This window comes from Nocardia sp. CA-084685 (assembly GCF_050955785.1).
Taxonomy (GTDB): Bacteria; Actinomycetota; Actinomycetes; order Mycobacteriales; family Mycobacteriaceae; genus Nocardia.
On record NZ_CP192095.1, the window covers coordinates 202,245 to 225,385 of the forward strand.

Sequence of the window (23,141 nt, forward strand, 5' to 3'; positions counted from 1 at the left end):
TCACAGTCCACTGACTGGTCCAGCAACGGCGTCAACGGTCGTTTCAGCGGCCAATTCCGGTGCGCTGATGCCGGATTCGCATCGGGCTGATCGTGGCTGCTGTCGGTGTGCGGGCGAACTCGCGGTGGCCGCGGCCAGCCCCGCCTGGTCACGTACCAGTGCGGCGGTGTCCGCATCAACGATGTGGTGGTCGTCGGAGTCCGTGGCGGCCGAGGTGGTGTCGAGGGTGCTGAGCAGGACAACGGTCGGTGTGTGCAGTGTTTCGGGCAGGGTCTCGGTTGCCGTGCACGCGGGCGGGGCGCAGTGTCCTGCGGTGGCCGCTGAAATCCCCGGTGGCGCAAGCTCTTTCTGGTTGTCAGGGTCGGCACCGGTGTCCGGTGAGATCAAACCTGCGGAGATCATCGCTTGCTGCTGCAGGGTGTGCTCGTCCTCGACTGCGGTGTGCAGCCGGTCGATCTCCGCGCGCAGCTGCTCGAGTTCTTCCCGCTTCTCGCGAAGCTTCTGCTGGGGCGTCGGTGGTGCTGGATCGGCGCCGTTCGCGGTAGGCGCGCTGCGCCGAGGCGGTGTGACGTCGTTGGGATCTTTCGATCTTGCTGCTTTGGGATCTTTCATGGATGCGGCCGCTCTGGTCTGTTGCTCTTTCTCCAGACGCCTCACCTCCGCGGCGACCCTTGCCTTGTCTTGGTTGGCGATGATCAGCTCACCGAGCAGGGTTTCTTCACGTTCCTTCGATCGCGCGAGCACGCGATAGTGGTTCTCACCGGTCTGTTCGGCGGCCAGCAAGTCTCTCTCTTCGGAGTCGCTGGCGATGAATCGGTCGATCGTGGCGAGGTCCCCGTCGAGCTTGGATAGGACCCGTTCCAGCGCCATCACCAGGCTGCGGCCGTCCGTCGGCACTCCGGTCCACGGATCCCACCACGGGCAGCGATCCCCCTGAGGTACCTGCCAACCGAAACTCAGACGCACACTCCCCCCGGCGGTCGACTCGACCTGCACGGGCAGTGCTCCGAGGACACCGACCTCGATCGGACCTGCAGCGAGGTCGTCGTGAGTTACCTGCTGCAGCCGCGCCCGCAACGCTGCTCCAGCCTCCGCGCGGTCTCGGAACTCGTGGCCATCGACAGCCATCACGAACTTCTTGCCGTTGGTGGGTTGACGACGGCCCACAGCCGCCCGCATCAACGCTGCGGTCGGCACCGCAGCGGCCAGGTATCGCTCGCGGCTGCCGAGTAGTAAGGAACTCTTCGCTGCGTCTTCGTCGTGTATGCGTGCCAAACTTTCGTAATGCCCCCGCGCGGCGGTCGCTTTCGAGCGCTGCTCGATGGCGGGATCACCGGAGGCCGCGCCGTTGAGCGTAGCCAACGTGAGAGTTTCCTCGCCAAGGTCGTCGATTTCACGCAGTTTGCAGCCACGCTTCTTCAGCTGCTCAGTGAAGAATGCCTTCCGCAGCAGAGTGGTGAGCCGGAACTCGTCGAACGTGCCTGCGGTGATGTAGAAGAACCGGCGCACTTCGTTCGGCGTGCCAGGCACATCGGGGTAGTTGAGATTGCCTTGGCGTTTCATGCGGCCCACTGCCTGGGTGAGAGCAGCGGGGGTCCAGGAAAAGCTCACGTGATGCACCGAGTAGAAGCGGTCCTGGACATTGAGGCCAGTGCCCATCATCTTGTCGCTGCCGATGAGGAACAGAACCTCCCCGTTACGGCATTGAGCATAAAGCCGTTGCTTTTGTGCATCGGTCCGGGCTTCGTGGATGAATCTGATCTTCTCCCGCGGCACACCAGCCCAACGGCCGTCCGCGCCTGAGACGAGCTGTCCCCGGACGTACTCGTAGAGGTTGACCGGTATCTGGGCACCCGACCCCGGTGTGCCGTCGTTGAGGAACACCCCGTGAAAGGCGCCGGGCAGAGGCTGGGGAGTGAGGTCCTTGGCCGAGACCGGATAGACGATGTCCTTGGTCTCGTGGTAGAGGGTGAGAAGGTTCTCGATCAACATCGGCAGCTTGCTGCCGTCCGCGAGGTCGCCGCCGACCAGACGCATGTCGGTGCTGGCGCGCAAGCCTTCGCCGAGTGCCTTGAGAGTGCCCCCTTGTTGGTTGATCCAGGGTTGATGAACCAATGACTGGATGTAGGTGAGTTGGCCTTCCGCGGCTTCGATGACGATCCGCTCGCCGGGCTGCCCGTCATCGCCGATTCGGATGGTGGGCAGGGGCAGGTTGAGGTCGGACTCGGTTTGGACATCGACGAAGCGGCGATACATCGTCATCAGCTCGGCCACATTCAGGAACCGCGCCAGCCGCGGCTTCATGATGTAGCCCTCGCCGCGAGGTCCGGGCTCCAGCGCGGTCTTGACCTCGGCGTAGTTCGCCGCGAATACGTCGAAGGTGTCCAGACCCATTTCTTCGAGCAGCTCGGGAGCCAAGTACCGCGCCTGTATATAGGTCTCGGTGATGGAGTTGGTGACTGGTGTCGCCGTCGCGAAGCTCACGATCCGACCGGTGCGGCTGGTCCGGCGCACGTAGTCGATCAGCATGTGCGCCTTGGTGGCACGCGCCGAGCCGATGATCGCGGCACCAGGGATCGCCGACGGAGTGAGCAGGTTCTTGATGTCCTCGTGTGGTTCGTCGTAGAAGATGTAGTCGATGCCGAGGTCTTCGAACGACACTGCTTCGTCGACGTTGGTGGCGATACGCTGCCTGAGCCGCTGTTCTGCGGTATCTATCGCGTTGCCCACTCGGCGCAACGTGTCGGCGTCCATCTTGAAGTTCTTGGCGGCCACGAGCTGTGCACGAATGCCGGAAAGCTCACGGTTGATGTAGGCCTCTTGGGCCTCCTTACGCAAGGGGAGCCGGTTCAATGCTCCGTGGGTCACAACCACCGCGTCCCAGTCCCCGCCAGCGACGCGAGCCATGAACTTCGCTCGACGCACCCCCAAGTCGGTGGAGTTGATCGCGAGCAGTTTCGCGTTCGGGTACAGGCGGCGGAAGTCGATGACCCACTCTCTGAGCCGGTTCTTCGGGACGGCGATCAGTGGTTTTTTGGCCAGGCCAGTGCGCCGCAGTTCCATGGCCGCGGCGGCGAAAACCGCGGTCTTGCCTGCTCCTGTGCAGTGGTCGACAAGTGTCTGTTCAGCGAGGATGCGCCGGATCGTGGAATTCTGATGCGGGCGCATCGTCCAGTCGCTGACCAGGCCGGGCAGCACCAGCGGGCCATCAGGATGGCCGGTCTCGACCAGACAGTTGATCTTGTCGTTGAAGATCCTCGCGAGCCGCTCGCGGCGCTGCGGGTCTTTCCATACCCATCCGTCGAAGGCTTGCGCCAAGCGGCGCGCCTTCTCACGCGCTGCTGTGGTGGCCTCACGGTCTTCGACGATGTTGCCTGACGGCAAAGTGTGGGTGACCCGAATAGCGGAGTCGGTTTTGGTCAGCAGTGCCCTGAACAGGTCTTGGGCCGATCGCGCGGAAGTGCCCCACGTGGTCGTGGCCAGCAGCCCGGTCTCGGCGCCCTGAATGTCCCAGACCGTGCCCCCGGCGTGTTCGACGGTCGCTTCGGCGAACCCGAGTTCGTGGAGGAACGCGGCGTATACCTCGGGTGGAACCCATGTCGCGCCGACACGCAACCGGATGTCTCGGTAGTCCAGGTCGACCGGCTGCACCGCTTCGAGGGCGGCGACGTTGACCTGATAGGTGCGATCACGGTCGGCGGCCGCGCGTGCGGCGATTAGTTTCGCCCGCACATTGCCTGACAGGTACAAGTGGCGGGGAATCCATGTGCCGGGTGAACCTGGGGAGCGGTAGGCCAGGCCAGCCTGTTCCATCTTTACTGCCGCTTCGAGCTTGCTTGTCTTCAACAGGCTCGTCACGCGGTCGATGTCGAGTTCGCCGTCGGTGTCCAAAGCGATGGCGACCGCGGCCTCGATGGAATCGGCGTGGGTGGGTAGTTCACGGCGTTCGAGGATGCGGTCATGCAGCACCTGCTGCTCAGCGGCTTGACCGGTGCGCTCGTCGTAGGATTCGAGCCCGAACAGCAGCGCCGCGCTGGGGTCGTCTTCGATGTAGCTGAAGGCGGTGGGAACTTTCCATGCGTCGGGGATCGGGCGGATCCCGTCGCGTTTGGCGCGAGCGCGGGCTTCCTTGGGGGTGTAGATGCGATGCTGGCCGGGCTTGTTCACCGGCGGATAGGTCGCCCGGTAGGCGCGGAACGCCTCGCGCAGTGTGGTGCGCAGTGCCGCCAGTTCGGGGGTCTCCCCCATCACCGTGGTGGCCGTTTCGGCGGCGTAGAGCTCGTTGGTTTGGTTCTTGATCTGGATCAGGGCGACGAGCTGGTCGCGGTGATCGGGATGAATGTTCAGGGCGACCGGTTCACCGTTTTCGATGATGGTCGGGTTGCCGTCGCGGTCGAGATCGAGGATGCCATCTGCGAGCGGTTCCGCGTCTTCGTCTGCCTCGTCCTCGATGGCAAGGACGGGGTCGGTGATCCGGGCGACCGCGTTCCAGACTTCCTGCATGATGTCGAGGTCTGCGTCGGCGGTGACGGTCAGCTCGTGCCTGAATCTTGCTGGGGCGACATGCATTCGACCCACCACCTGCTCGGGGTGGGCAACGAAGTAGGAACTCAGCCACTGCGGCTGCTCGTGTCCGGGCAGCACGACCTGTTCGGAGGCCAGCCATGAGTTGTCGGCCGCGGGCTCCTCGGCTTCGTCGCGGCGGCGCAGAAATAGTATGTCGCTGACGACATCGGTGCCTGCGGTGGCGCGATGGACTCGGGCGGGTAGTCGCACGGCGCCGATCAGGTCGCCGTAGCGGTGGATGGCCTTGCGGGCGGCGGAGTCCTCGTTGTCGAGGGTGTGGCGGGTGGTGATGAGTGCGACTATTCCTCCGGGCTGGACTCCGCGCGTCGCTGTGATGATGGCGAGGTTGTGCAGGGCGTGTTTGCGTTGCGGGTTGTCGTCTTTGCTGTAGTAGTTCACATCGACCCAGGGCACGTTGCCGATCGCGAGGGCGAAGCGACCGGTTTTGACGCGATATTCCTCGATGCCCTTGGCGACGATGGTGGCGTCGGGGAACCGGTAGTCGGCGATCGCCGCGCTGGTCGGTTCGTTCTCGACACCGACGGCGGTGGTCGGGATTGTGGTGCTGGTCGGGGCAGCCGCGATGAATGTGCCGCTGCCGCAACCAGGTTCGTAGAACTCGCCGCCGTCGAACCCCAGCGCCAGTACACCCGCCCACATGATTTTCACTAGGGCGGGATCGGTGTAGTAGGAGGTGCGGATGCTGTCGCTGGCCGCCTGCCATTGTTTGTCGGTGAGCAGCTGCCGTATCTGGGTGCGTTCAGTGGCGAGCTTGTGCCACTGTTGTCTGGCGCGCTCGAATTGGGCGACCGAATCGTATGCCGCGCGGGTGGGTTCGTCGACGAAGATCGCCGACAGTGCACCCCATCCGAGGAATTGACCTAGTTCGTCGCGTTCGGTGGCGGTGGCGGGGCGCTTCTGGTGTTGTAGTCGCCGTAGTGCGCGCAACGCGGCGATATTGCGCTGTGCGCGTTCGTCAGCAGTGAGCGGCAGGGCCTGTTCGGGGTCTGTCGGTGAGTGGTCGGCTACATTTCCCGATCCTCGGTTCCTGGCTCTTGCGGTAGATAGATCATCTCCGTGTACACGAGTTCTTGTGCTTGAGCGTGTGTCGCGGACCGCATCTTCGTCTGTTCGATCGGCGAGTACTGGCCCAGCAGCTGATCGGTCAGCGCCCCGATCTGCTCGCGGATCCTCAGATCCAGGCTGTAGAAGTAGGTTTCTGGATCCTCCAGCTCGCTCAGCGCCTGCGGTCGATAGGTCCGCCAGTACTTCCACGCGAGGCGACCGTGCTTGCCGATCTGCATCGAGATTCCTTCCGGTGTCATCGTGACCATCATGGCCGTCGTGCACCTGCGTCAATGACCCGACACGTGCAGAAGAGTTCGCGGCGTCCAAGACGGCTGTGGCGGTGGTTGTGCCCGTCGCCTCGCTGAGGCGCGATTGGTTGAGGTCGTCGCCGGTGTCGGGTTCGGCTGCGATCGGCTGCATGAGGGGGTATCGCGGTGCCATCGGCAGCTGGTTCCACACCTCATCGACGATGCGGCTGATCAGTTCCGGAAGACGGCTGTCGGATTTGTCGTATACCTGCAGGACGAGTTCGAAAGTGCTGCGGTCACCGTCCTTTTCGGCTGTGTCCAGCCGCTTGTACAGATAGTCGGTGACGAACTCATCGACGATCTTGTCGCTGTCGGCGAATCGGGCATAACCGTTGGTCGCGGCGACCTGTGCAAGCCAAGGATCACGAGTTGCCGCGCTGACGGTCTGGCTGAGCAGCTCGTCCAGGGTAGCCGCAGGTGCTGGTGCAGAGAGGTTTTCGGTGTCGGCATCGGGTGTGGTGTCGCTATCGTCGTCGATGACGGGCGCTTGCTCGTGCGGCTCCTCGGCCGAATCCCGGGCTGCTGATTCAGTGGTGACTTCGTCACCGGTGCTGGTGTGCGCTGTGGCGATGTCGGATGCGGGCTGTTCGACCGCCCCAGCTGATAAGTCGCCGAAGACTCGATACAGGTCCGGATCGCGCAGTTCAGCTAGACGGACCAGTGGTGAGTCCGCCGCGACGGCGGCGGTGAGGTCCTCGATGGTTGTGGAGGCCGCCGGAGCCGTGCGGACGGATTCGCCGCTGTCCGGATGCAGGTTGCGCAGCGCTTGGTCGAGGTCGGTGAGGCTGAACCCTCGCCGTGGGTCGCGGTCGCCGAGGCGTTTGATCTCAGCTTCGTCGGGGTCGTAGAGGTAGTGGCCGTCTCGGTGGATCCACACTGCTCGGATCCGGATCGAATCGTCGCCAGGTGTGTAGAAGACAACCGGCATCCTCGGGGCGGGTCGGTCCAGGCCGTGTCGCCACTGGAACCGCATCCGCCAGCCCTCGCGATGGGCGGTAGCGACCAACTCGGTCAGCTCCGACGGATAGACCACGTCATAGGGTTCAGGCAGCGTTGGTGGCGGGGTCGGTGGGGAGATCGCCGATCGCTCGGCCATGGGTTCGTCGACTGTCGCGCTCGCCGTGGCGCCGTTGTCGAGGGCGTCGAGATCGACGATCGTCGGGTCGGGGCTACGCGCGATGTGCGGGCGGTCGTAGGTGTCGTGCTCGCCCGGTGAAGGGATGGTCGCGCGAGCGCGGGCGGTGTCGTACGCCTGGAATTCCAGTTGCTCGGCAGCGGCGGTGAGTACATGCCTGCGGCGGCGGTGCTCCCCCGTGTCATCAGGCGTGGTGGCCAACGCTGTGCGGGCAGCGGCGGCAAGCGTGGTCATCTGGTCCACGGTCAGCTCATACCGCCGCCAGTGGTCGTGCCAATCCGGGGCAGCAACATTCTCACCGGTGATCGGCGAGACAGGAAGCGGGAGTGCGCGTAGCTCGCGCACCCGCGCCAAGGTCAGGGTTACCGTCCGCCGGGCCTGCGTTGGGAGGATTGGGCCGTGCGCGGTGTCTCTGGAACGGAAGTACCAGTCGGTCCAAGAGGCCACCCGCAGAGCACCGTGAGGTTGGTCGGGCCGCGAGTCATCCGGATACGTCTGGGCGTAGGGTGCGCCGCCATCGGTGCATTGCACCCACCAGTGCCGGCGGCCGTCGTCGCCGAGACGGGCACGTACGTGGGCGACTTGCGTCCCGGCGGCGTCGTGGATCCAGCCGTATCCAGCTGACAGGTCCAGTCCAACCAGCCGATAACCGCCGCGCAACACGACGCCCTCCCGGCTCTGCGCCGCGGCCAGTTGGGCGTGGTGACGCGCAACGCGATCCTCCTGCTGTACCAGGCGTATCGGCGATCCATCGCGGTGGGTCAACTCGCTGAACGACCACGACCGCGTCCCGGATGGCGATCGGACCAGCGCAACAGCGGCGCCGTTCTCCGGGGTGTGCAGTGCAACGACGATCCCCTCACCGTCGGGCGTCACGACCTCGGAGTCCTCCGCCAGCACGGCGCCTGTCTGGGCTTCGGTCGGCAGAGTTGTCAGGGCATCCCGGGCACGCTGCTGGCGGTCTGCCGGAATCCCGAGCGTCGCCAGGGTGTCGGTGAATTCCTCGAGCCACTGCGGGTTCGGCGGCGCCTGGTGTGCGAGCTGCTGGGTCGCCTCGTTGATGGCTTGGTCGAGTTCGCGGCCGATCGGTACGCCCTTGGTGCTCAAGGCTTCCAGCAGGAGTGCGCGAGTGTGCGCCACCCGCCGGGCGCGAGTCAGGTTCGTCTCGGCGGCCACGGCGTCGGCGTTGTGTGCTGATTCCTCGCCCGGTTCTCGGCTGGCCTGCACGGCATAGATGCGTAGGACGTTTGCCTCGGCGACCGCGATATCGACCGTGTCGATGTCGCTGCGGGCGATCCGGCCGCTGATGTGGCAGGCCTGCTGATGCTCGACGGTGGCGCGGTGCTGGTCGCTGAAATGGGCGAGCAGATCCTGGGCGGGATCGAAGGACTGCAGGACCCGCAACACCGACACCAGATCGGGTGTCCCGTAATCGATGTCGCCGCCCGACCCGCCTGGCGACCCCAATGGTTCGGTGGGCCAGGTGAGGACGTGCTGCCACTGCTCGTCGTCGCCGCGACCGCGCATTACAAGGGTCACCGAATCGTCATCGTCGCTGAGAATCTCGATCTGGCAGCTGCAGGCGAGGGCGGCGGCGGCGATCTGTTTGACCGGGAACGTCAGCCCCGCCAACTCGCGGCGGTGCTCATAGATATCTGGCGTCGGACGCGGTGAGTAACCCCTGTCGGTCCCTGCTCTGGCTGCCGCTTCCTGATCGGCTTCGATGGCGGCGGCATCGGTGCGCAGATGGTGGCGGATCCGCGCCATCACCGCGCCGATGGTGTCGTCGCCTGACCTGGTCACTTCGATCAGATCCGGGCCATCCTGGTGATGCACCTCGACTCGACGGCCGGTGAACTGTGGGATGAGCCGGTAGCGGTGCCCACCGGCATCGACGCCGAGGATCGGTGTGCCGTCCTCAGCGTGACCGACGACGCCGACGAAACGCTCATGGATGTCTGACAAGCCCATCGGCTCGAGATGGACGTCGGCGCGGCCTGAACTTTGAATGTCGACCGCACGCAATATGATCCGATGCCTCAACTCGGCGCGTACGACAGCGGACTCTTCTGATGCGGCCAGGATGTTTCGTCGCGTCTGACGCCGGCGCTCATCGGTGACACCGAGATCATCGGTGGCGGCCAGATCGGTGAGGGCCTGCTCGGCGGCGGTGGCGGCGTAGTCCCAGTACGTCCACGGTGGGGCCGCGGACGCGAAACCGGCCATGACGGGGTCCGCGGCGGCGGCCACCGCCAGCGCCTCGACCTCGGGGGCGGTTTCGGCGAGCATCTGCAATAGCTGCTGATAGGACCGGAACTGCGGATCCCCAGGCCACAGCGGGTCGGTTCGCTGGGCGGCGGTGACCATCATGCGGGCGTGACCGAAATCGAGGACATCGAAGGCTTCGATCGCCTCACGACGGAAAGCGCTGCCCTGGGCTTCTCGGTGGACGCGGCGATCCTCGGCCTGCGCGGGCGTGCAGTCGAGCACGTCGGCGCGACGCACCCGAAGGTAGGTCGACACCACCGCCGCGACCGCGTCGACACCATGTTTGGTGCGCAAATCCTGGAAGTGTTCGCCTTCGACAGCCAGGTAGCGGCTGACATCAGGTAGATGCCGGTATCGGTGGGCGTGGTCTTCGATGGTGCAGCGGATCCAGGCCAGGTCGAGCTCGTCGAATCGCGCGGCTGCGGCGAGGTCGGCAACAACGTCGGCCCATTGCTCGGTGTCGACGCGTGCCCGCCAGTCCGCAGCGACGTGCACATCACCGGCCAACTCGGTGAGGATGTTGGTGACCAGCCCGCTGTAGCGGTCGTTGTCGCTGCTGTGCGGGACATCTGTCAGGGTATTCCCTGCCGGGCCGACCCATGTTTGCCCACTCAAACCCGCAGTCCCCAGAGGTTGGAATCCGCGGTGGCGGAGCAGGTTGTGCAGCCACTGCGGGCTGATCTGATCCAGCGCGGTGGAGGCGGCGTCGGTCATCACCCGTCCTGGTGACCAGTCGCTGAACGCAGACAGGACGAACTCCAGGGTGGCCGGTGCGACGACGGCGCGGCACAGATCGGCGGGATCATGCTCGGAATGAGCCCGCCGCCCCGGGGGTGGTGGCGGGGGGCTCGGCTCCTCGGTCGCGGCGGCTAGGTGGGCAGGACCGTCGACGGACGCTGCCACCCCTGCCAGGTCCGGGTCGGCGGGCGCGTCTTCCGGCTGCCCGTTGGCGGGGATCCGATCTCCGGTGGCCGCAGGATCGGCTGGCGGGTCTGCAGGCGCGGCGGTGGCTTCGTGCGGGGGCTCGGCATCGGGTGCGGGTTCGTGATCTTTGCTGCCTTCGGGTACCTCATCGGCTCGCGGTGGGTGGTCGTGGTCGACGGGTGCGGTGGCGGTGAATTCGTCGAGTGCTGTGATGGCCGCTGCCCGACGGGATTGCGGGAGTAGATCAGTGACGATGTCGATGTAGCGGTCTCGCTGCCACGATAACCTTCCGCTGTCGTGCACCAGTGCGGTGACGACGTCGTCGATGACTCGACCCGCTTCGTGGGTGAGTGCGGTGACGGGCCCGGTTGGGGTGTTTTCCTGCACAGCACGGAGCAGGGCGTGGCGGATAGTGGCGGCGCGGTGCACGCGGGCGAGTTCGGCTTCGGCGTGCTCAAGCTCGGGCCGGGCGCTGTGGTCGTCGCCGCTGACGGCGAGTTCGGCGGCCCACCGCAGCACATTGGCCTGCCAGAGCGCGATCTCGTAGGGGTCGCGTCGCTCGCTGTCGGCAACCTGGCTGCGCGCGTAGTGGCATTGGTATTCGGCGAGCTGCTGCTTGGCGCGGAAGTGGGCGGCCAGGTTGTGGCTGGTGTCGGTCGCCTGAATGACCCGCAACACGCCGACCAGGTCTGGTGCCGCAAAATTGCGGCTGATACCGACGATGGTGTACCCGGACACCGGCCGGGCGGAACCGCCGAGGGCATCGACGGGCCAGCCGAGGTTGAACTCCCACTGGTAGGCGTCGAGTTCGGCTTGCAGGTGCAGCTGTACCGTGTCGAGGGAGCCAGCCAGCCGGGTGGGCCGCCATCCGCACGCGGCCGCGGCGGCGGCGATCTCGCGCGCTGGGTACGGCAGCCCCGCGAGGTCGCGGCGATGCTCCAACGCGGCCGGGGCGGGCCGCGGACTGTAGGCGACGGTTTCCCCGGTCCGGTGGGCGGCTTCGAGTTCGGCCTGCTCGGCGGCGACGGCACGCGCGTCGCGGCGCAGCATCTCCCCCAGCTCGCCCAAACTCATCAAAGGCTTGGACCCCACCGCGACAGGTTCCTGGCCTGCGCGGCGCAGCAGGACCCGGCCGACGCGGCGGCCTTGGCGTTCACCGACCAGCCAGTACTGCTGTCCGCCCGCGTAGAGGTCAACAACGGGGGTGTCGGTGTCGCGGACGCCAGCGAACCACTCGAACCGCGGATCTAGCTCGATCGGTGCGGACAACTCGCCGCCGTACCTGCCCGTCTGGTGACGCGTCCACGCCCGGTGCGCGATCTGAGCAGCCAAGTGGCCGTGCACGACCGCGTCGTCACGCGCGAGGTCGGCCAATGCGCCGGTCACCTCGTCCAAGGCCGGCGGAGGGTCGCTGGCATATCGGGTGAGTGCCTGCGCGGCGGCAGTGGCCGCGAACACCGGGTAGGTCCACTCGTCGGCGGTGACCGCGAACCGGGACAGCTCCGGGTCGGCGGCGGCCGCGTCCACCAGGGCCGCGGCGGGCTCGATCCGGTCGATGAGTTCCCGTAGATCGGCGAATGTGCGGCCATCCGCCGAGGTCCAGGCCTGGTCGTGGCGTTCGCCCGAGTCCACCATCGAGCGCGCAAGGTCGAAACTCCCGGTGTTCAGGCAACTGATGGCCTTAGCCCAGCATTTCGCGGCTTGCCGATGTCTCTCGGCCGCATCGCGGTCGCGCGCAACAGGTGCCGGGGGCTGCGGCGAAGTCTCGACGTCCTGTCCGGCCAGGACAGCGTCGTAGGCGTTTTGCTGCTGTACGGTCGGGGTGAACTTCTCCCCTTGGGGAACTCGTGGCAGGCCGCTGTCGGCGGGTTGGGGTTGTCGATGATCATCGGCGTCGGGTGCTGTCGCTGTGGTGGTGTTGTCGCTGGCCACCGTGGCGGGGCGCTCGTTGGCAGCCACGTCGTCGAAGAGGGTGGGTTCGTGCTGCGGCACGGCGGAACCCGAACGCGCAGCAGGGTTGCTGGTCGTGGGTTGCGGTGCAGGCGCAACCTTCTCGGGTGCTGGAACCGCCGGGCGCCGTACTTCAGCCAGGATGCTATCGATCCGGGAGCCCTTTTCACGCTTGCCATCTGGTGAGGTGAATGTCCAGGATCGGCTGATGTCGTAGGTGAGTGACCCGCGCTTGACGTTCCAGGTCATGTGCCAGCGACGGTATCCGCGTGCGGTGTCGCCTCTGACGACCATGGTGAAAGTGCGGGACCATCCCGTGTCGCGCACTGGCTCGACCTTGATGCGGTAGCCGTTGGCGCGGGCCGCGGTGATGATCTCTTGGGCTTTCGGCGGTGGTTGCCTTTGGAGCAACCGCTCCCTCAGGGCATACCCCTGCTCGAGGGCGACACCGCCGGCGTGCTGGCGCAGCAGATCGATTGCCTCACCTGGACTGTCGGCGGCGCCGATGCTCTCACCGGCCTGCCACTGCGGCGATGTGTCATCGACCTCGGCCCGATGTAGTTGGTAGCGGCGCCGGTCCGCGGTGTCGACGTCGATGATCAGGTAACGGGTGCCCGACAATTCGAGGCGGTGACGGTGCTCGTTGGCGCCGTCGGGTGCGGCAGGATCTTGGCCGTGATAGCGCTCGTAGGGCGCGAGCAGCGCCACTGTGACCGGGTCGGCGTTGCGGACTGGGTTGAGCAGTCGCAGTGGCATGGCGTCGTTGGCGATGCGGGCTTGCCGCCAGTGGTCTTCACGCAGCGCCGCCCGGTGGGTGCGGGCGCGCAGATCGCGGTGCACGGCCGACATGACCTGATCAGGTGTGGTCGGCCAACCCAGGTGACGGGACACGGTTTTCGGCCATCGGGGATCATCGACAGGGTTGGTGGCCGCGAACAGGGTGACGCGTCCATCCTCGGCGCCCGGGAGGGTTAGGACATACCGGCGTCCGCCCGCGCGCACGCCGCACAGGAACTGCAGCCCCGGCCCGGGGTACGGGTCAGTGACCGCGATCAGGCCCTCGAACTGCTCATAGGCGTCGATCAGCCCCAGATCCGTCCACCCGGTCGCGCGATCGAGGAATTGGCGCATCCGCTTGTAGGTGACGCCATGGTGACCGGCCCAGTTCGGGTCGAGCAGTTCGGCATCGTCGATGCAGGCTCTGGCCTGGTCCAGGCTGTCGGGACCGAGGAGTCCGGCCACCTCGGCCCGCAGTCGTGCCGCGTGCCCGACGTGGTCGGCGCGGCGTTGGGCGGCCTGCTCGGCGGTGCAGTCGACGACTTCGCTGCGGTGCGCGTCGATGTAGTCGCGGACGGCTTGCAGCTGTGCGTCACGCCGGTCGTAGCCTTCGGCCTGCGGCAAATACGTTTGGGCGAGCTGACTGGGGATTGATTGCTCGGCGATGACGCCAGCGCGGTAGTAGCCGTGGGCGTGATCTTCGATCGCGCAGCGGATGATTGCCAGGTCCTGCGGGGTGAGGATGCTGTCGTGGCTACTCCATGCGCGGGCGGCGGCCAAGCGCTGCGCGTCGATCTCTGGGGACGGCGGCGCTGGAACTGGTTGCGCCGGGACGGGATTCGGTGCTGCCTTGTCCTTGCCCGCTGTGGTTGGGCTGGTGAGCCTGGCCGGTGGAGTGGACTGGACGGTGAACTGCACCTTCGACCTGGTGAGGGCCTCGGAGAGCTGCTTCACCCGCCGGGTGCGGGTGTCGAATTTCCATGGACGCGGCAGATACCAGGCGTTGATATTTCTGGAGTGCTTGAACTTCGCGGCGAACAGTATGTCGTCCAGCCATGTCTGCTGCCACCGACGTACCCCGTGAACCAGCGTTCCTGCCTGGCTGTGCTCGATGATGATCGAATTCGTCTCCGCGGCGGCCGGTTCGGGATGGCTGGGCCGCGCCGGAGCCGCATCGCTGCTCGGATCCTGAACCGTGACGGCCAGATCGGAAGAGCTGTCGATCTGGCCAGCAGAGTCGTCGGTGTCCGGCTCGACTACGGCGCCGTCGGCGGTGGATGTGACGGTGGTGTTGGCGGAGGTTTCGGAATCTGTTGTCGCTGAGCCGGTTTCCGCGCTATCCGCCGGTGTGGGGGTCGGCTGATCCGGTGTGGTGAGTTCGCGCTCTGCAGTGGACTGGTCTGTCCCACTGGTGTTTTCGCGGGGCGCGGCGGCAGCCTCGATGAGGGGTGCGGCGACTGCGGATACCACGTCAGTGTCCGGGGAGGATGTGTGGGCCAGATAGGTGCGGATCAGCGACACGATCTTCCACGTGGGGACATATTCGCTGGCCTGTGGAAGTGGATGCGGGAACTGGGGATCCGCGACCGCGGTGACATGGGTGTTGCCGAGGATTCTGAACCTGTGGCCGCCGAGTTCGAGGAGCAGGCCTGCGAACTCCCCCTTCTCGTATTCGATGACCCGCTCCCCCGCGGACAGGTCCATCGTGTCGCTGATCAGCTCGCGCCAATCAGTGGCGTCAAAGCGCTTCGCCATGCCTGTGGCGAAGTATGTTTCACCGACCTCGGGCATCGCGTGCCAAACGTAGGCGGCGGCTTTGCAGATCAACTCGTCCCGGGCGGCGGGGTCCTGCTCGACCGCCCGGGCGATGTCGGCGAGCGCAGCTCCCGAATTCCCCGCCGAATCGGGGTCCTGCAAGGCGGTTAGTCCAGCGGAGAGAAGTTGGTTCGCGGCGGGACCGGCGAAGTTCTCGTACAGGCGTGGGTCGCGGTGGCGGGCCAGTTGGGTCAGTGGATTGTCTACCTCGGCCGCCGCCAGCATCGCGTACAGCAACGCGGCGTGTTGTTCCTCACGCAGCAGTGCCTGCCTATCGCGCTCGCCGATCGCACCAGCGAGGATCGGGTCCGCCACGTCACCCGATGCTTGCTCCCCCACACCGGACGTGGCCTCTGGGGTGGCGGTGGTGGGGCTGTATTCGTCGAGGACGGACACAGCTGCGTCGGGGTCGAAACCGGGTAGGCCGGAAAGCATTCGGGCGAGTTCGCGGCGTTGAGGTGTCGGCCCACTCCATTGGCCGCGCACTGCGGCCTGGGCCGCGGCATCGATGACATCCTGAACTCGCCCAACGGTGTCGGTATCCAGAGCCCGCCAGCGCGAGTTCCATCCGGCACTGCTAGCCGCCTGGCTGCGGAGCGCGGCGGTCTGCGCGAGCTGCTCCTGAGCGGCTTGCGACTGCGCGAGCATCTGCTCCAGTCGCGAGCGGTCCTCCGGTCTCGACTCCAGTGTGAGTTGAGCGTGCAGACGGGTGATCCGCGCCCGAAGATGTTGCCGCTGTAGGTAATTCAGCGGCCAATGCCTCAACCCCTCCCTGCGGGCACCGTCGAGGAAAATCAGTGCCACCTGCTCGTTGTGCATCAGGTCCGAGACACTGACGGCGGCGGGCGTGGCGCCATCGTGATGACCGGTTCCCGCCTCGTCGGCGGCTGCGGCGCTGTGCGGGGTCTGGTCGTGGGCATCGATGGCGGCGGCGGTGGGCTGCAGCTCGCCGGTCATGTCTGGGCGCACCGGTGCGGCGAGGTGATCGCGCACCGTGGCGACGGTCTCGACGAGGTTGAATGCGGTGGTGCCAGCGGGCAATTGGGCGTCGGCGACGACGAGTCGCTCGGTGTGGTCGATCTCGACCTGCTGCTTGCGGTAGCGCCCTTTGTCGGCGCGCCGCATCTCGACGCGGTATCCGACATCGGCGAGGGCGGTGGTGGCGCGCTCGATCCACCACGTGCACACCGATTCCCATTCCGGCTCGGTCGCGGAGTAGGACTGATTCGTGCGCGGGTCGGTGCGGACCATCTTGGACAATCCGAGCCACGCGTCGGGGTCATTGCGGTCGCTCGTCGCGGCGAGGGCCTGGTGAGCTTCCGCCATAGCGCGCTCGAATGCCGCGGTGTCGGACTCCGCATCGTCGGCGGTGGCGGCGTGATCGCTGTCTTCGTCGGCGGCAGCGACCACCACTGCCGTGATCGGTTCACCGGTCGTGGCGCTGTCGGGGCTGGGTAGGTGCGCCGGGATCAGGGATGCGGCGATCTGCCGCAGCGCGTCGGTGTCGCTGGTGGTGAGCCCAGCGGTGTCGAGCAGTGATTCGAGGTGCGCCCATTGGGGGTGGTAGTCGCCGCTGGGTCGGGTGCTCGCGTACAGCACGGCGTGCATCGCGTGCAGGAGCTCATCGACGTGCTGATCGGTGAGAGCGCCGAAGATACCCGCCCCGTTGCCGATGGTCTGCTGGATGTGTGGGGTCACCGCGTCACGGACGGTGGTGAACAGGCGCAGCCTCTCGATCTCGGCGAGAGTGTGGCCGCGGCGATGTTGCAGGTCACTGGCCCGCCGCATCGCGTCGCGGTCGTGGCGATCCGCAGGCAGGATCTGGGCGTCGAGGAGCCGGAGTTCGGCTTCGCGCCAAGAGATTTCGGTGGTATCGGCTCCGAGCAGCACGGTCGGGGTCAATCCCTGGGCGGCGAGCATGGTGTCGTGAGCGAAATCTGCGGCGGCACGCAGTTGGTCGAGGGTTGACGGGTTGCCACTGTCACCGGTGGCTGGTGTGCGGATCTGCTCGAGCACCTGTGCGGGCAGCAGACCGCGCCCTGCGGCCGGGTCGGTGTCGTCGAGGAGTCGGCTGCGAGCCTCAACAGCCACATATATCGGACGCTGGCCATCGGCGAGAACCCGCCATGGCATGTCGAACTGGCGCAGCCCCGCCTCGCTGCTCTGCGCTACGCGAAGCAGGTGTTCGGGATCGCCTGTGCTGGAAACGTTTTCAACGTGTTCGGTGTCGAATCCGTAGGCGCGGGCGGCGGCCGCGATGGGTGACCATGCCGGGATTTCGGCGGTGGCCAGTTCAGTGCGGCGGGCCCGATAGGTGTCGCCGTATGCGCGCATAAAGGTGCCCAGCGGCATATCTCGGCCCGATGCCATGGCGGTGCGGATCCGGGAGTAGCCGAGGCGGTCGAGTTCGTCGGCGAGATCGAGTACCGCGTCGACTTGGTGATCGAGGTTCGCGCGGGTTGTCTCGGCGCGAGCGATGATCTGCTCATCCAGCTCGGCGAGCTCGCGGGCTTGCGCTTCGACACCGCCACCGCGGGCCCAGGCGGTGTTGGTCAACGCATCGCGCGCGAATTCCAAAGCCGTCCGATCGGCGGGGTCCAGGCTCGCGTCCTGGGCGGCCCGCAACGAACGCGCCAGCATCGTCTTGCCCTTGCCGGTGTTGGGCGTGCTGGTCAGCCCAGGAATCTGCCATCTATCGCTGCCCGCGCGCCGCGTGGTGTGGTCGTCGGCCGGCTGATCCATGGTTGCGCGAGTGGCGGCGCTGCGGTGGGTGACAGCCGCGATGACCGTGTCGACATCGACCTCGGGTAGCGCCAACGTGGTCAGCGCGAAACGCAGGTCTTCGACCGGGTTTCGGCCGTCGTGAGCCGCCATCGCCGCCTGATCGACAGCGACGGTGAGGATCTCGGTGTCGGTCGCGTCCAGGCCCGACCAGATCGCGCCGAGGCCCTGATCGAGCGCCTCACGCACGGCTAGTGCACGCCCGTAGGCGGCGCGGGCGGATTCGGCTGCGGAAAGCTGGGTCTGCAGGCTCGTCTCGTCGTCGGACCCGGCGACCAGCGCCAGTTCGCGGGTGATGCGGGTGGTGACCGCCGTCCAGTAGCTGTGGTGTCGAACGTCGCGGTCACCGGCGGTGGTGAGGTTTTCGTTGAACCGGTCGGCGTGGGCGACCAGCTCCTCTAACACCGCATCCCACAGCCGCGGATACAGTGGCCCGTCCGCCGATGTCGCTGCGACCGTTTCGATTCCGACAACATCGGCGATCACCGAGGCAATTTCGCTGACGGTGTCGGGCAGCGGCTCAGGCCAGGTGCTGGCAACGGCCAGCGCTTCGAGGTCCGCGCGGGTGATCGTGACCGGCTCCACGCCGCCGGGCAGCGGCTGACCCCACCGACCCAGTTGCAGTTGATCATCAACGGCCTTGATCGAGCACGACTGCCACTGCGGTCGCCACACCAGCAACTGTTCAGGCATCGAGCTCGATAGCTGTGAATCCAGGAGCCGGTCCACTGCGGTCGAGGTCGGGTTGCCGAGCACTGAACGCAGGTGTGCAGCACCAAGTGTCGTGGAGGCGAGTGCGTACAACAGCAGCTTCTGATCGTCGGTAACGACACCGACAGATTCAGGTGACGCCCCCGCCGATGTCGACTGCGGCAGGGCGTCGACATCAGCTACTGCTGCCGTCACCGTGACGTTTTCCGGCGATGTGGCGGGTTCCTCGGTCTCCGCTCGTGTAGTCGCGGAATTCCCCGTGTCGGGTGCCGGAGTCTCAGCGGCTGCTGTGGCAAGTTCGGGCTGTCCGAGCAGGATGGCTTGCTGCTCGGGCGAGATCCGTCCCGCAGCTGTGGCCTCGGTGATGCGTTGGGGCTTGTAGACGGGTCGGGCGCGTCCAGTCCACGATCCGTAGCGGCCTCCGAACAGCCACCATGCGACTTCGCCGGTGATCTGCTCGGGGCATCCCTCCACCTTCCACAGTTCGTTGAATGGCCCGTCGTGCACTTCGATGGAGAGACCGAGTGCGTCGCGAGCCGAGAGGATCTGTTCCTCAACCGACATGCGCAGCCAGGGCTCGGGCGCGCCGGGCTGCATGGCAGGGCCGGGGTCGAGCACGGTCAGCCGTGCGTCCATCCCGGCGTTCACGATGTGGACGGTGGGCCCATTCGGCAGATCCGCCACCTCGGCCACCATCGCCGGGCCCGGAAACCTGCCGCCATACCCGCCGCCCAAAGAGTCCGCGTTCACGTAACCGCGCACGGTGAGGGGCGCACCGTCGGGGTCGACACCGCTGACCTCGCCGTAGGTGCCATCAGCGACATGCGACAACAGCACACTCGCCGGTTGACCGTCCTCTCCGCGGCGCACGACGTGCTTGGGAACACTGGCGGCGACTTTGCGCAGCAGGCGCTGTTCAGCACTCAATTCCGCGGCGGGGATGACGCTATCGGTCGCGGCCGCGGCGGTCGGATCTGTGCCGGTCTCGACAGCAGCTGTGTGTGGGCTGTTGGCGGGATCAGTCGGCACCGGTGAAGAATCCGGTGATGTGGCCTGCTGGCGGTCGCCAGGGATCGGGCGTTGGAAGCGGATAGCGGCCTTGGCTTCCTCGATCAGCTCGGGGCGGAAAACCGGCTTGGCTCGCCCCTCCCAGGAGTTGTAGCTGCCGCCGAACAGCCATCGAGCGACTTCGCTGGTTGTCTGGTGGGGGCAGCCTTCCACCTCCCAGAGACCACCGTTGCTTCCGTCGAGCACCTTCACCGACAAGCCGAGATGCCATCGCGCGGACAGAATCTGGTTTTCGACCGGCTCACGTAGCCCCATCAGCGCCGACGACTGCGGCTTGCCCTCTGGCGGGGTAAGCACCGTAATCCGGCCGTCCAACGGGGTTTGCACCTTGTAGGTGACCGGCCCGTCCGGCAGTTCCCCCAGATCGGCGACCATGACCATCGCGTCACCGGGGCCAGGATTGAAGCGAAATGTCTTGATGATGTAGCCGGTGACGGTCACTGATTGACCGTGGAAGTTGACGCCGTTGACTTTGCCGTAGACACCGTTGGCGACATGTGACAGCAGCACATGCATGCCGTCACCCCACATCACGAGGTCTTTGGGGGTGCGAGCGTTGACTTCCATCGCCAAACGCAGCTCAGGGGTGAGCGGCACCTCCCCGAAGGCGGTCTGGACAACCTCCGCAGTGGACTCGCCGGTCGCGGTGCTCCGGTGGGGTTTCACCGTGAGGGTGTCGACAGCTTTTTCGACGGTGCCGCGTTGGGGTGGGCGTTTCATGTGGCTGGCTCGGGCGTTGGCGTTGTCGAAGACCCATTCGCCGTTCACCTGCTGCCAGCTGATCTCGTAGTGGCGGGTTCCGCGGTTGGTGTCCGCGTCGAGCACCAAGTAGGTGTCGCCGTTGGCTTCCAGGATCGGCCCGGTGACGTTCCACCCTTTACTGTGGGCTTCCGCCGCCACCACGACCGCTGGTGCGGCCAAATCCAGCAGGCCTGCGGTGCGCAGCACGAACTCCACGGCAGCGAGGTCGTGCACCTGGCGACGTTGTGGCATGGCGGGGATCCACCAGCGCGACAGGTCCGGCCGGTAGGTGTAGCCGCCGGACTGGTTCGGTTCGAACGGCAGCTCGAACTCCCATTCCGGCTCCTTCGAAGCGTTGGCCAAACTCAGACGCAGATAGAACACGAACTCCGTGGAGGAGCTCCAGCCCATGTTCGTGGTCCAGTCACCTCCGGATGTCAACGCCGCGAGCGCGGCAGCCTGCGCTGGGACAACGCCGTGATGCGCGAGCTGAGCGTGCGCTGCGGCCTCGGCGCGCTCATGCAGGACACCCCAGATCAGCGGCCACACTTGCGCGGCATGCGTAGGGTGCGCCCGTGTGGGATCGGGGATGTCGATGGCCACCTGATCGTCGGCCGGGTCCTCTGTCCACAGGTGGTAGTCGCCGGTGTCGGTGAAGTCGAGATAGAAGGTGCCATCGACGGTGAATACTGTGATCCGCCCGCCCGAGCCTGCCGACTTCCACATCTCGATATCGCGTACGTCTTCGTACAGGGCGTAGACGAAGGGAAGCTCGGTCCACGACTCGGACATGGTGTCGAGCTCGGCTCTCGCAGGTGTGGGCGCAAATGCCTCCCACACGGCGGCCGCGACGTGTCGGGCCACTTCGTGACCGGAGGCGAGGTCGTCGTGCTGGAACACTCTCCACGCCAGGCGCCGGTCCATCGGTGTCAGGTCACCGCTGGCGAGCAGTTGTTCTTCGATGATCGCCGATGTCTGGTTGAGCGCGAGGGGTCCGGCGAAGCCGCGATAAAGATCGAGGTTGCCAGTGGCGGCCAAGACAGTGAGATGACTGTTACTGGCTATGCGGCTGGTCACCGCGGCCGCTACTCGTTGGCAGGCTGCTGCGTCGACAGACGAGTCGAGTTCGGTGCCCTGCTCGATGGTGGGTGATGGATGGCCTGCACCTGGTAGGTTCGCGTCGACCTGTGCCTGAGCGACGGCATCGGCGGACTGATCGGCTTGTTCGGTGCGGTGAGCCCGGTAGGCGTTCACATAGTCGTGCAGGTATTCACCGAGCGTGGGCTCCTGCTCGCGGACTTTCGCCACCCGAATGTGGTCATAGCCCAAGTTCTCGAGCGTTGCGGCGAGGTCGGCGACAGCCTGGATCTGGGCGTCGAGTTCCTCGCGAGCTGCCCCCGTCAGGGTTTGTCTGTCCTCAGCCTGTTTGCGGCCCTGCCCCGTGGGCCCGCCATAGCTGGCCCATGAGGGAGCGTTGAGTGCGGCGATTGCCATCTCGAGTGCCAGTTTGTCGTTGTGTTCGACGACGGTGTTGGCGGCTTGATCCAGCGCCCGCCCCAATGCGCCCTTGCCGTTGCCGAGTGCCTTGAACTTCACCGGCGGGATCGACCATCGCGCCGCAGTGCTCAGTGGCGTCGGTGCGAGGCTGTCGGTGGCGTCGCCGGCTGGCGGGTCCGCTACGACGCTGACTGCGGCTTGCCTGCCGTCGTTCTCCTCCTGTGCCGGTGGCTGGCTCGATGATGCTGCCGGGACATGGGTGACCGGTGCACTGGTTTGCACGCCCGGCAGATCGAACAACGTCTCTGGCTGATCTGCTGGCGAGGCTTCCACTTCCACGGCTGGATCGTTTGTGTGGTGTGGGGTACTGGTCTGGGGTTCGAGGAGGCCTGTCGGCGAACTCTGAGGTTCAGCGGGAACCTTCCTCGAGGCCATCGCGTGTTGGCGATCGTGCTCGGCGTCGCTGCGGGTGGCGGTGTCCACCGTGTGGTGGGTGAGCCAGATGTGCTGGGAAACGCTGTCGGCCAGGGCGTCACGCAGCGCCCGATTGTCGATGATGCTCGCCGCTGCCGCCGCAATGTGTGGCTCGGCTTCTTCGCTGACGCCGTTGAGCACGGTGATCAGGCGTTGGGCCATCACCGCGTCGGCGCGGGTGCGGGCGGCGGCGTCATACTTGTCGAATCGGCCGGGGTGTTCGCCAGGCAGTTTGATCATCGCCTGATCGGTGACCGCGGCCGCGACGATCGCCTCGATCAGGTCGTCGCTCTCGGCGGGCACTCGCACGATCTCTTCGGCCAGTTCCGCGCGGACCTGATCGAGCGACGGTTTGGTGCGCACCCACGCGGGATTGCGGCTCGGGTAGTGGCGCCGACTGCGCGACTGGTTGATGTCGTAGATGAACCGGAAGCCATTGCCGTCGTTGTGCTGCGCCCACAGCAGGGACAGTTCGCGTGTGTGGTCGCGGGCCTGCGCTCGAAGCGTCAGCCGGTACTGGCGCTGATTCGTCCTGGTAGTGATCTGTTCGCCGTGGAGTTGCCAGCCTCCGGAGATGGCCAGCTGGCTGATCTCGTCAACGTCGTCGCCCCCGTCAGGTGTGTCCGGCATCTCGGGATGCACGATGTGTCGCCATAGCCGCTCGAACCGATACACGCTGCCAGGCACGAGGTCAGCGTCGAGTTGGACCGTGCTGTCGGTGGGTTGGTCCGAGATGGTCGGCGGGTCGAACAGCGCCGCGATGAACGCCTCAGTGTCGGCGAGTTCAGAACCCAGCCGTGCCATCGAAATCTGGCCTCTGGGCTCGCCGTGGGCGAGTTCCGCGCGGATACGCCGACACCTCGCATCCAGATAGGTCCGCGCCCGGTCGTTCAGGGCCTCCGGCCGCGTGGTGTGGTCGGCTTCTGGGTTGACCAGTCTCTCCCGCACGCCCTGCTCAGCATTCAGGAGGTTCTCGATGCTCGACGGCACCTGCCCGATCGTGCGCACGCTGCTGCTGTGGTAGCTCAATTCAGACGTGTTGTCGTGATGGTGTGTCC

Annotated in this window: 1 protein-coding gene (only partly in view); it reads right to left on the reverse strand. The window is 66.1% G+C overall.

The features are described 5' to 3' along the window. A protein-coding gene (locus ACQP2U_RS43060; RefSeq protein WP_433717244.1) for a DEAD/DEAH box helicase family protein crosses the window boundary here: on the reverse strand, window positions 1-23,141 show its 3' portion. The gene runs 7,552 nt beyond the window's last position; 23,141 of the gene's 30,693 nt are visible here — the last part of the coding sequence; the start codon falls outside the window, past its right edge; the stop codon is at window positions 1-3.